Below are 11235 nucleotides of genomic sequence, written 5' to 3' on the forward strand. Positions count from 1 at the left end.
GATCGCATGCTCTCCAGCGAGGATGTGATGCGTCGCCGCGCGACGTTGCTGCAAAGACTGCATATCGATGGCCCGCTGTTGATCCTGTTGCTGATCCTCGCCGCCGGCAGCCTGTTCGTGCTGTATTCGGCCAGCGGCAAGAGCTGGGATCTGCTCGGCAAGCAGGCCACGTCGTTCGGCATCGGTCTGGTGGCAATGATCGTCATCGCCCAGTTCGAGCCGCGTTTCATGGCGCGTTGGGTGCCGCTCGGTTACGTGATCGGCGTGGTCTTGCTGATCGTCGTCGACATCATGGGCCACAACGCCATGGGCGCCACGCGCTGGATCAACATCCCCGGGGTGATCCGCTTCCAGCCCTCGGAATTCATGAAGATCCTGATGCCGGCGACCATCGCCTGGTACCTGTCAAAACGCACCTTGCCGCCGCAGCTCAAGCACGTCGGCATCAGCCTGATGCTGATCGGCGTGCCGTTCATTCTGATCGTGCGCCAGCCGGATCTGGGGACTTCGCTGCTGATTCTCGCCGGTGGCGCCTTCGTGCTGTTCATGGGCGGTCTGCGCTGGCGCTGGATTCTCAGCGTGCTGGCGGCGGCGGTGCCGGTGTCGGTGGCGATGTGGTTCTTCGTCATGCACGACTATCAAAAGCAACGGGTCCTGACTTTCCTCGATCCGGAAAGCGATCCGCTCGGGACCGGCTGGAACATCATTCAGTCCAAAGCCGCGATCGGTTCCGGTGGCGTCTTCGGCAAAGGCTGGCTGCTCGGCACCCAGTCGCACCTGGACTTTCTCCCGGAAAGTCACACCGACTTCATCATTGCCGTGCTCGGTGAAGAGTTCGGTCTGGTGGGGATTTGCGCGCTGCTGCTGATCTATCTGTTGTTGATCGGTCGCGGGCTGGTGATCACCGCGCAAGCGCAAACGCTGTTCGGCAAATTGCTCGCCGGTGCGTTGACCATGACTTTTTTTGTTTACGTTTTCGTCAACATCGGTATGGTCAGTGGCCTGTTGCCGGTTGTGGGGGTGCCGTTGCCGTTCATTAGCTACGGAGGAACTTCGCTGGTGACGCTGCTGTCAGCGTTTGGGGTTTTGATGTCGATCCATACCCATCGCAAGTGGATCGCACAGGTTTGAATAAGGTGAAGAGTGCAATGCAAGTAATGCGTGGCTGGGCGACTCGATGCGCGCCGCTGGTTGGCCTGATGGGCCTGCTGGGGAGCGTGCAGGAAGCGCTGGCCGGCGACTATGAAGGCTCGCCGCAGGTGGCCGAATTCGTCGGCGAAATGACCCGCGACTACGGTTTCGCCGGTGAACAACTGATGGGTGTGTTCCGCGAGGCGCAACGCAAGCAGTCGATTCTCGACGCCATCTCCAAACCCGCCGAACGGGTCAAGCAGTGGAATGAATATCGCCCGATGTTCATCACTGACGCGCGCATCGCCCGGGGTGTCGACTTCTGGCGTCAGCACGAGGCGACCCTGGCCCGTGCCGAGCAGGAATACGGCGTGCCGGCACAAGTGATCGTTTCGATCATCGGCGTCGAGACCTTTTTCGGACGTAATACCGGTAATTTCCGCGTGATCGATGCTTTATCGACCCTCGGCTTCGACTATCCTCCCCGTGCCGAATTTTTCCGCAAGGAATTGCGTGAGTTCCTGCTGCTGGCCCGTGAAGAGCAGGTCGACCCGCTGACCCTGAAAGGCTCCTACGCCGGGGCCATGGGGCTGCCGCAGTTCATGCCGAGCAGCTTTCGCGCCTACGCGGTGGACTTCGACGGTGATGGCCACATCAATATCTGGAACAACCCGGACGATGCCATTGGCAGCGTCGCCAGCTACTTCAAGCGTCATGGCTGGGTTGCCGGTGAACCGGTGGTCAGCCGCGCCGATGTGCGCGGCGAGCAGGCCGACGAAGGCCTGACCACCGGTATCGAGCCGGTGAAGACGGTCGCAGAGTTGCGGGCGCTGGGCTGGTCAAGTCATGATGCGCTGCGCGATGATATGCCGGTTACCGCATTTCGCCTCGAAGGCGACAACGGCCCTGAATACTGGATGGGCCTGCAGAATTTCTACGCGATCACGCGTTATAACCGCAGCGTGATGTACGCCATGGCCGTACATCAACTGTCTGAACAGCTGGTACAAGCACGGGGCGTCAAGTAATGCAGGCATTGCCTAACAATAAACCCCTGAAGCTGGTGGCTTTCGCTGCGTTGGCAGTCCTGGTCGCCAGTTGCACGACCAGCCGCACGCCGACGCAGAAAACCCCGTCCACTGCTGTCCGCGCCCAACCGGGCCTGGACATCAACCGCGCGCACAAAGACGGCGCGCCTTGGTGGGATGTCGATGTTTCGCGCATCCCGGATGCAACACCGACCCTGCACACCGGCCCGTACAAGGCCAATCCGTACACCGTGCTGGGCAAGACCTATTTTCCGTTGCAGGAATCCAAGACCTACGTGGCTTCGGGCACGGCGTCCTGGTACGGCACCAAGTTCCATGGCCAGAACACCGCCAACGGCGAAGTGTATGACCTGTACGGCATGAGTGCCGCGCACAAGACCTTGCCGCTGCCAAGTTACGTCCGGGTGACCAACCTGGACAACAACAAGACCGTGATCCTGCGCGTCAACGACCGTGGGCCGTTCTACTCCGATCGCATCATCGACTTGTCCTACGCAGCGGCGAAGAAGCTCGGCTACGCCGAAACCGGCACCGCGCGGGTCAAGGTCGAAGGCATCGATCCGCAGCAGTGGTGGGCGGCCAAGGGCCGTCCGGCGCCGCTGATGCTCAACGAGCCGCAAGTGGCGCAGAATAGCGCGCCAGTGATTACGGCTTCGGCCGGCACCGTCGAGCAATGGACACCGCCGCCGCAGCAACACGCCGCGGCCGTGGTGCCCGTGCAGATCGATGCAAAAAAACGCTTCTGCACCAGCGTCTGGCCAGTATCTGCAGGTGGGCGCGTTCGCCAACCCGGACGCTGCCGAACTGCTGAGGTCGAAGCTCAGCGGGATGGTGAGCGCGCCGGTGTTCATCAGCTCGATCGTGCGCAATCAGCAGACCCTGCACCGGGTACGCCTGGGGCCGATCGGCTCGCCGGGTGAGATCGCCCAGGTGCAGAACAGTGTGCGTCTGGCCAATCTGGGTTCGCCCAGCGTGGTCACCGAGTAACACGTAGACCTTGATTGACGGTTCACTTGCGGTATTCGGGGGGTGAACCAGGTTGTTGGCTCGTCGAAGAACAAAAGCCCGGCAAGGGTGACTGGAGTGAGCAACTGAACACGCGATGGCCCGTTAGAAGGCTGTCTGAATAAGTTTTGCCTTCGGGCAAGTTTCCATTAGCGATTTCGAGAGACGGATGAACATCACCACCTTTGCCAAACGCCTGTGTCTGCTAGTCCCGCTGCTCCTCTCGCCAGCCGCCTTCGCGGCCGAGATGATGCCGTCGCCACCACAACTGGCCGCCAAGGCCTATGTTCTGATGGACGCCAGCAGCGGCAACGTGCTGGTCGAAAACAACGGCGACCAGCGTCTGCCACCGGCCAGCCTGACCAAGCTGATGACCGCGTACATCGCGACCCTGGAAATCCGTCGCGGCCAGATCGGTGAAAACGATCCGGTGACCGTCAGCGAAAACGCCTGGCGCACCGGCGGTTCGCGGATGTTCATCAAGGTCGGTTCGCAGGTCACTGTCAGCGACCTGCTGCACGGCATCATCATCCAGTCCGGTAACGACGCCAGCGTCGCCCTGGCCGAGCACATCGCCGGCAGCGAAGACGCCTTCGCCGACCTGATGAACAAGACCGTCACTGAACTGGGCATGACCAATACCCACTTCATGAACCCGACCGGTCTGCCAAACCCTGAGCACTACTCGTCGGCGCACGACATGGCGATTCTGGCCCGTGCGATCATCCACGAAGACCCGGCTCACTATGCGATCTACTCGCAGAAAGAGTTCTTCTGGAACGGCATCAAGCAACCTAACCGCAACCTGCTGCTGTGGCGCGACAAGACCGTTGACGGTCTGAAAACCGGCCACACCGATGAAGCCGGCTACTGCATGGTGTCTTCGGCTGTACGTGATGGCCAGCGTCTGATCGCTGTGGTGTTCGGCACCAACAGCGAAGTGGCCCGCGCGGCTGAAACCCAGAAGCTGCTTACCTACGGTTTCCGCTTCTTCGAAACCCAGACCTTCTACCAGAAGGGCACTGAACTGGCGCAGGCGCCGGTATGGAAAGGCACCACCAGCCAGGTCAAGGCCGGCCTGGCACAAGACCTGACCATGACCCTGCCGAAAGGCCAGCTGAAGAAGCTCGCTGCCAGCATGACCATGAACCCGCAACTGGTTGCGCCAATCGCCAAGGGCGACGTGATCGGTAAAGTCGAAGTCAAACTGGAAGACAAGGTGGTGCACAGCGCCGACCTGATCGCTCTGGATGGCGTCGAGGAGGGTGGTATCTTCCGCCGCATGTGGGATAGCATCCGTCTATTCTTCTACGGCTTGTTCAACTGATTTTGTGATGACCTGCATGGCCCCGCCCCGATCCGGTGCGGGGCCATGTGCGTTACCACGGCTTGCGCTATAGAGGCCGTTACGCCATGACCGATACCGAAGTACAGGCGCCAAAAATCGAATTTCCCCAGACTGATTATCCGATCAAGGTGATCAGCGATACGGGCGTCGGCCGCAAGGACGAAATCATCGAGATCGTCAAGAAACACGCGACCATCAATGACGAGCGCATCGACGAGCGTCAGAGCAGCACCGGCAAATACACCACCATCCAGCTTCACATCGTCGCTACCGACCAGGATCAGCTGTACAACATCAACAGCGAACTGCGGGCGACCGGCTTCGTGCACATGGTGTTGTGATGCACGGCACGCTGGGCTTTCGCGAGCTGGGCCAGATGGCTTACGAGCCGGTCTGGCATGCCATGCAGCGCTTTACCAACGAACGCGGCAATGCTGCCGCCGACGAAATCTGGCTCGTCGAACACCCGCCGGTGTTCACCCAGGGCCAGGCCGGCAAGGCTGAACACCTGTTGCTGCCGGGAGATATTCCGGTGGTGCAGGTCGATCGTGGCGGCCAAGTGACTTATCATGGCCCCGGGCAACTGGTGGCTTATCTGTTACTGGATGTACGCAAGCTGGGTTTCGGCGTGCGTGATCTGGTCAGCCGCATGGAAGCCTGCCTGATCGAACTGCTGGCCAGCTACGGCGTCACCGCCGCCGCCAAGCCAGATGCTCCCGGCGTATACGTCGATGGAGCGAAAATCGCTTCTCTGGGTTTGCGCATTCGCCACGGTTGTTCCTTTCATGGCCTGGCCCTGAACGTGGATATGAACCTGGAACCGTTTCGACGGATTAATCCCTGCGGTTACGCCGGGCTGGCCATGACCCAGCTGAGCGATCACGCAGGATCGATTGAATTTGCCGAGGTAAGTGCCCGGCTGCGCGCGCAGCTCGTCAAACACCTCGACTATGCTGAGCAGACGACCCTCACGGGCGGAATCGACTGATATGACTACTGATGCAGTGCAAACCATGATCCCGACGCTCGACGTGACCGAGCGCCCGGCCCCGCGTCCCAAGGTTGAAGCCGGCGTCAAGCTGCGCGGCGCCGAGAAGGTTGCACGCATCCCGGTCAAGATCATTCCGACCACCGAACTGCCGAAGAAACCCGACTGGATCCGCGTGCGCATCCCGGTTTCGCCGGAAGTCGACCGCATCAAGAGCCTGCTGCGCAAGCACAAGCTGCACAGTGTCTGCGAAGAAGCGTCCTGCCCGAACCTCGGCGAATGCTTTTCCGGCGGCACCGCAACCTTCATGATCATGGGCGACATCTGCACCCGTCGCTGCCCGTTCTGCGACGTTGGCCACGGTCGTCCGAAGCCACTGGACGTCAACGAGCCGGAAAGCCTGGCCATCGCCATCGCCGACCTCAAGCTCAAATACGTGGTGATCACCTCGGTTGACCGTGACGACCTGCGTGACGGCGGTGCACAGCACTTTGCTGACTGCATCCGCGAAATCCGAAAACTGTCGCCAAACGTGCAGCTCGAGACCCTGGTCCCGGACTACCGTGGGCGCATGGACATCGCCCTGGAAATCACCGCTGCCGAGCCGCCGGATGTGTTCAACCACAATCTGGAAACCGTGCCGCGCCTGTACAAGGCTGCGCGTCCAGGCTCGGACTACCAGTGGTCGCTGACCCTGCTGCAACGCTTCAAGCAGATGATGCCGCATATCCCGACCAAGTCCGGCCTGATGCTGGGTCTGGGCGAGACCGACGAGGAAGTCATCGAAGTCATGAAGCGCATGCGCGAACACGACATCGACATGCTGACCCTCGGGCAGTACCTGCAACCGTCGCGCAGTCACTTGCCGGTGCAGCGTTTCGTGCACCCGGACACCTTCGCCTGGTTCGCCGAAGAAGGTTACAAGATGGGCTTCAAGAACGTCGCTTCGGGCCCGCTGGTACGTTCCTCGTACCATGCCGACGAGCAGGCGAAGCTGGTCAAGGCCGAGCTGCTGGGTTCCTGATTCACTGCTGATGTAAAAATGCCCGCCGAGGACGGTTCCTCGGCGGGCATTTTTTTGCCTTAGACAAGGGGCTTTTGTTTGTCTCTTCAGCTGACTACTGTGTGTGCATGACTTTACCGCTGGAGCCCAAGGATGACCGTTCGACCGAGCCACACCCTGATTGCCCACCGACCCGTACCGGCACTGCCCTCCGAAGGGACGATTGGCGTCATCGCGCCTGCCGGCCCCGGCGCCCTCGATACTGAAAAAGCGCTGCAATGGATGCGCGCGCGCGGCTATGGGCTGAAGGTGTTTCCGGGTGTCTATGAGAAGGACGGCTATCTGGCTGGCAGTGACGACGTACGTTTGCGCGATCTGCACGCGGCGTTCGCTGACCCCGGAGTCGACGCGATAATTTGCCTGCGCGGCGGCTACGGCACGCCGCGTCTGCTCGACCGAATCGATTACGACCTGCTCAGTCGGCATGCCAAGCCGTTTGTCGGCTATAGCGACATCACCGCGCTGCACCTGGCCATCAGTCGCTACGCCGGGTTTGTGACCTTTCACGGCCCGCTGCTCAATGCCGATCTGCTCGGCGACAAGGAGCCGCCGACCGTCACGTCATTCTTCGCCATGCTGCGCGGGCAACTGAAGTCAGGGAGTGTACTGAGCCATCCGGCGGCTTATCCGTTATCCACCGTCGAACCGGGCATCGCTCACGGGCGTTTGCTCGGCGGCAACCTGGCGATGATTGCTGCAACCCTCGGCACGCCCTACGAGATTGATGTCGAAGGCGCAGTTCTGTTCATCGAGGACATCAACGAGCCGCTGTATCGGATTGATCGCCTGCTGACCCAGATGCGTCTGGCCGGCAAGTTGGCCCGACTGCGCGGTGTGCTGGTCGGAGATATCGCCGGGGTGGAGGTCGACGCGCTGAATCGGCTGCTCAAGCAAACCTTTGAGCCGTTGCGGATTCCGGTGTTGTCGGGTTGGCGCAGTGGCCATTGCGACCCGAACCTGACGCTGCCGTTGGGCGCGCTGGTGCGCCTGGATGCGGGGAAGCAGGAGTTGCTGCTGGAGCAGGATGTGGTGATCAAAGTCTAGAAATTGGTCGCCTGACAGTCATTCATCGCGGGCAAGCCCGCTCCCACAGGTTTTGAGTCGGATACACAATTGTGTTTCAACCAGAACCCCTGTGGGAGCGGGCTTGCCCGCGATGCTTTTATTGGGCGCGCAGGCTCTCAAGCAACTTGTGCGTCGGATACCCATCCGCCGGCCAGCCCAGCGCCTGCTGGGCACTGCGAATGGCCTTGCGCGTATTGGCGCCGATAATTCCGTCCGCCGTGCCGGCGTCATAATTACGCGCACTCAATAGCGTCTGCAGTTCGATGCGCTCGGTGCGGCTCAGCGGCAGATCATCTTTCGGCCAGTCGCCATTGATCAGGCCCGCGCCTTCAAAGCGCTCGGACAGCAGGCTCACCGCCAGCGCATACGACGACGAATTGTTGTACTTGAGAATCGCCCGGAAGTTGTCGAGGATCAGGAACGCCGGGCCGCGATAACCGGCCGGCAGCAGCAGGGCGGCCGACAGTTGTTCGGAACCGGCTGGCACCTGCGCGCCATTGGGCAGGTTCACGCCCAGTTGCCGCCATTCGGCGACGCTTTTGCGAATCGCGCCATCGGCCAGGGTGTAGTTGAAGCCGCTCGGCAATTGCACTTCGAAACCCCACGGCTGGCCACGCTGCCAGCCCGAGCTTTGCAGGTAATGCGCGGTCGAGGCCAGCGCATCGGCCGGGCTGCCCCAGATGTCGCGGCGACCGTCACCGTCAAAGTCCACGGCGTGGGTGTTGTAAGTGGTCGGAATGAACTGGGTCTGGCCCATCGCGCCGGCCCAGGAACCGAGCATTTTCTCCGGGGTGATATCGCCCTGTTGCAGAATCTGCAGGGCGGCAATCAATTGCGCGTGAGCAAAGCCAGGACGACGGCCTTCGTAGGCAAGGGTGGCCAGCGAGTTGATCACCGACTTGCTGCCCTGAAACTGACCGAAATTGCTTTCCATGCCCCACACCGACACCAGTGCCTGGCGATCAACGCCATAACGCTGCTCGATGCTTTGCAGAATGTCGGCGTACTGATTGATCAACGCCTGGCCCTTGCGGACGCGCAATGGCGACAGCGCACCATCGAGGTATTCCCACACCGGGCGGGAAAACTCCGGCTGACTGCGATCGGCACGGATCACGCTGGCATCGAAGCTGATATTGGCAAATGCCTGATCGAACAGCTCGGGGCGAATCCCGGCGGCGAGGGCGTCCTTGCGGAAGCCCGCCTGCCATTCGGCAAAGGTCTGGGTCGGTTGAATATCGAGCGGGTCGGCGGACGGCACTACCGGCGGAATAATCGCTGGGGCCGTGGTAACCGGGGCGGCTTGAAGCGGTTGTGCATCGGCGGCGGTGGGTTTTTCCGCGCAGGCGACAAGCAGAATGAAGCTGGAGGCAGCGATCAATTGGCGCACGGGCCAACGACGGGAAAGACTTGGGGGCATGCACAGTTCCAGGGAAACGAATCAGGTGCAGACCTTAACATGAGCGAGGGGTAGTGCGCTTCAGGCAGCCAGAAAGTAAAAAGCCTCCCGGTTGTCAGACCGGAAGGCTTCGCGGCGGTAGCTGCCTTTACCCTTGATTGGTCGTTCCTGGCGACTGCGGAACAGGGGCTGGGCGACGATGGATTTGGCCTTGTTTGGGCCATGCTTTGCTGGCTTTTTGCTCATGAGGGTTCTCTCGGTGTGGTGGTTTTGCGCCGGGAATAATCTGCCGATGTGGCGCGTCTGTCCAGTAGCTCATGCGTAGGAATATTCTGGCGCTTTCGCGAGCAGGCTCGCTCCCACATTGGTACGCGGTCACCTGTGGGAGTGAGCCTGCTCGCGAATGGACGCTGCGCGGTCGACTGCCTTATTCGGCAGGCAAAGACAGTCGCTGGCCAGCCATCAACAACGCCAGACGACTCAAGCTCATCCACGGCGAACCCGCCGCCTGGCCCTTGATCTGCGCGTCGATACGCTGCGCTTCGAGCAGCAATTGCGCCCAGCGTTGCGCCGAGTAGCGTTGCAAAGCCTTGCTCATCAGCGGCTTGCGCTTGTCCCAGACCGGCGGTTTCGACTGGCTGAAACACTTGTCCAGTGGCGTGCCCTGGCTGTATTGCAGGGAAATGTTGGCCAACAGGCGCAACTCCCGCGCCAGTGCCCAGAGGATCACCGGCGGTTCGACGCCTTCGCCGCGCAAACCTTCGAGCATGCGCAAGGCGTGGGCCGGTTCGCCGTTGAGCACCGCGTCAGTCAGGCCGAACACGTCGAACCGGGCACTGTCGGCCACGGCGGCCTGCACGGTTTCAACGGTGATCTGCCCACCTTCGGCCATCAGTTTGAGCTTTTCGATTTCCTGGGCGGCGGCGAGCAGGTTGCCTTCGACACGCGCGGCAATCAATTCGACGGCGTCCTGACTGGCCGACAAGCCTGCCTGGGACAGGCGCTGACGAATCCAGCTCGGCAGCTGATTGGCATCCACCGGCCAGATCTGCACGAACTGGGTTTGCTGGCCTTCGACCAGCGCCTTGCCCCACTTGGTTTTCTGCGCGCTGCCATCGAGCTTCGGCAAGCTGATCAGCAGGACAGTGTCTTCAGCAGGGCGTGAGCAGTATTCGATCAGCGCGGCGGCGCCTTTGTCGCCAGGCTTGCCCGACGGCAGGCGCAGCTCCAGCAGGCGTTTTTCAGCGAACAGCGACATGCTCGCGCCGGCCTGCAGCAACGTACCCCAATCGAAATTGGCGTCGGCGGCGAAGACTTGGCGTTCGTCGAAACCTTGCTGGCGGGCAGCGGTGCGGATGGCGTCGGCGGCTTCCTGACACAGCAGCGGGTCATCGCCGCTGATGATGTAGACCGGCGCGAGTGCGCCTTGCAGGTGTTTGCCGAGTTGCGCGGGAGCGAGCTTCATAAGAAAGGGCGAACGGGGCGCCTGGGCGCCCCGGCCGTCTTACTGCTGCGGGATTTCGAGCGGCGACTGACGCGGAGTTTCCGCCTCAGCCTTCTGTGCCGCTTCCAGCGCATCGGCTTCAGCCTTGGCGCGGTCATTGGCGGTTTGCTGCAGTTGCTGCAACTGGCCCGGGGTCAGCTGCGACAGGCGCAGCATCATGCGCTGCACCAGCTCGCGACGGATTTCATGACGGGCGTCGTTGGCTTCTTGATCGGAGCCGACGAGGTTGTTGCCGTCGTGAATGAACACCTTCTGCACTTCGAGCTTGTCGCTGATCAGCGACAGGTCTTTCTCGCCGCGGATGTCATAGCTCAGCACAGTGCTGACCTGATACTCGCCTGTGCGCCCGGCACCGGCATAGCTGAGGATGCGCTGGCTTTCCTGCTCGTCAGCCAGATACAGCTTGTACGGCGCGCCGCTGTAAACCTTGACGCCGCTGGACTCCAGCGTCTGACGCAGCTGTGTCACGGTTTCGCCGTAAGCGTTACGCGCGCTCAGGTCGATTTCCTTGATCGACAGTTCGTTGGTGCCGGTACCACGCAACTGGAAACCGCAGGCGCTCAGCAGAACGGCGAGGCCCATCACCAGCAGATTGCGTTTGATCATTGTGTTGCTCCCCTTGAAACCAGGTGAGCCGACTCTGCGGCCCGAAAGGTTTTACTGGCTGCCAGGCGAGCCTGGCA

At 61.3% G+C, this 11235-nt stretch carries 11 protein-coding genes and 1 pseudogene; 8 read left to right on the forward strand and 4 right to left on the reverse strand.

The genetic code is table 11. The features are described 5' to 3' along the window. Window positions 1–27 precede the first annotated feature (27 nt). From rodA to AB4N47_RS00220, 8 genes and pseudogenes are all read left to right on the forward strand, one after another. Entirely contained in the window at window positions 28–1131 is a 1104-nt protein-coding gene (rodA, locus tag AB4N47_RS00185) for a rod shape-determining protein RodA (protein WP_051600793.1), read from the forward strand. Window positions 1132–1148: 17 nt separating this feature from the next. After that, the gene (mltB, locus tag AB4N47_RS00190; RefSeq protein WP_110602899.1) at window positions 1149–2159 is read left to right on the forward strand and encodes a lytic murein transglycosylase B; all 1011 of its coding nucleotides are present in this window, start codon (window positions 1149–1151) and stop codon (window positions 2157–2159) included. Next, window positions 2159–3167, forward strand: a pseudogene (locus AB4N47_RS00195) (septal ring lytic transglycosylase RlpA family protein). Before mltB ends, AB4N47_RS00195 begins: the two are co-directional and overlap by 1 nt. Window positions 3168–3354: 187 nt before the next feature. Further along, on the forward strand, window positions 3355–4512 hold the full coding sequence (locus AB4N47_RS00200; protein WP_016773028.1) for a D-alanyl-D-alanine carboxypeptidase family protein: 1158 nt from the start codon (window positions 3355–3357) through the stop codon (window positions 4510–4512). 86 nt (window positions 4513–4598) lie between these two features. Continuing rightward, complete coding sequence (locus tag AB4N47_RS00205) at window positions 4599–4874, forward strand: DUF493 domain-containing protein (RefSeq protein WP_076564274.1); 276 nt, start codon at window positions 4599–4601, stop codon at window positions 4872–4874. Next, window positions 4874–5521, forward strand: coding sequence for a lipoyl(octanoyl) transferase LipB (lipB, locus tag AB4N47_RS00210; RefSeq protein ID WP_024014445.1), 648 nt, complete (start codon window positions 4874–4876; stop codon window positions 5519–5521). The genes AB4N47_RS00205 and lipB overlap by 1 nt, the downstream gene beginning before the upstream one ends. A 25-nt stretch (window positions 5522–5546) precedes the next feature. Continuing rightward, window positions 5547–6545: a lipoyl synthase gene (gene lipA / locus AB4N47_RS00215; protein ID WP_160768663.1), complete on the forward strand. Its 999-nt coding sequence runs from the start codon at window positions 5547–5549 to the stop codon at window positions 6543–6545. A gap of 132 nt (window positions 6546–6677) precedes the next feature. Then, window positions 6678–7628, forward strand: a complete 951-nt coding sequence (locus AB4N47_RS00220) for a S66 peptidase family protein (RefSeq protein WP_341639255.1) — start codon at window positions 6678–6680, stop codon at window positions 7626–7628. 118 nt (window positions 7629–7746) lie between these two features. Here the strand turns inward: AB4N47_RS00220 and AB4N47_RS00225 are convergent, their stop codons facing one another. From AB4N47_RS00225 to AB4N47_RS00240, 4 genes are all read right to left on the reverse strand, one after another. Continuing rightward, on the reverse strand, window positions 7747–9069 hold the full coding sequence (locus AB4N47_RS00225) for a lytic murein transglycosylase (protein WP_016773034.1): 1323 nt from the start codon (window positions 9067–9069) through the stop codon (window positions 7747–7749). Window positions 9070–9129: 60 nt separating this feature from the next. Further along, a complete protein-coding gene (arfA, locus tag AB4N47_RS00230; protein WP_341639254.1) occupies window positions 9130–9294 on the reverse strand; it encodes an alternative ribosome rescue factor ArfA in 165 nt (54 codons plus the stop codon). Window positions 9295–9475: 181 nt separating this feature from the next. After that, entirely contained in the window at window positions 9476–10513 is a 1038-nt protein-coding gene (holA, locus tag AB4N47_RS00235) for a DNA polymerase III subunit delta (protein WP_041477726.1), read from the reverse strand. 39 nt (window positions 10514–10552) lie between these two features. Next, window positions 10553–11158 (reverse strand): LPS-assembly lipoprotein LptE, encoded by a 606-nt coding sequence (locus AB4N47_RS00240; protein ID WP_341639253.1) that lies wholly within the window; start codon window positions 11156–11158, stop codon window positions 10553–10555. Between the last annotated feature and the right edge of the window lie 77 nt (window positions 11159–11235).

Source organism: Pseudomonas sp. S3_G06, assembly GCF_054667565.1.

Coding starts and splice junctions, on each gene's coding strand:
- mltB (WP_110602899.1), top strand. CDS start 1,149: ATGCAAGTAATGCGTGGCTGGGCGACTCGATGCGCGCCGCTGGTTGGC.
- rodA (WP_051600793.1), top strand. CDS start 28: ATGCGTCGCCGCGCGACGTTGCTGCAAAGACTGCATATCGATGGCCCG.
- AB4N47_RS00220 (WP_341639255.1), top strand. CDS start 6,678: ATGACCGTTCGACCGAGCCACACCCTGATTGCCCACCGACCCGTACCG.
- arfA (WP_341639254.1), bottom strand. CDS start 9,294: ATGAGCAAAAAGCCAGCAAAGCATGGCCCAAACAAGGCCAAATCCATC.
- AB4N47_RS00200 (WP_016773028.1), top strand. CDS start 3,355: ATGAACATCACCACCTTTGCCAAACGCCTGTGTCTGCTAGTCCCGCTG.
- holA (WP_041477726.1), bottom strand. CDS start 10,513: ATGAAGCTCGCTCCCGCGCAACTCGGCAAACACCTGCAAGGCGCACTC.
- AB4N47_RS00205 (WP_076564274.1), top strand. CDS start 4,599: ATGACCGATACCGAAGTACAGGCGCCAAAAATCGAATTTCCCCAGACT.
- lipB (WP_024014445.1), top strand. CDS start 4,874: ATGCACGGCACGCTGGGCTTTCGCGAGCTGGGCCAGATGGCTTACGAG.
- AB4N47_RS00225 (WP_016773034.1), bottom strand. CDS start 9,069: ATGCCCCCAAGTCTTTCCCGTCGTTGGCCCGTGCGCCAATTGATCGCT.
- lipA (WP_160768663.1), top strand. CDS start 5,547: ATGATCCCGACGCTCGACGTGACCGAGCGCCCGGCCCCGCGTCCCAAG.
- AB4N47_RS00240 (WP_341639253.1), bottom strand. CDS start 11,158: ATGATCAAACGCAATCTGCTGGTGATGGGCCTCGCCGTTCTGCTGAGC.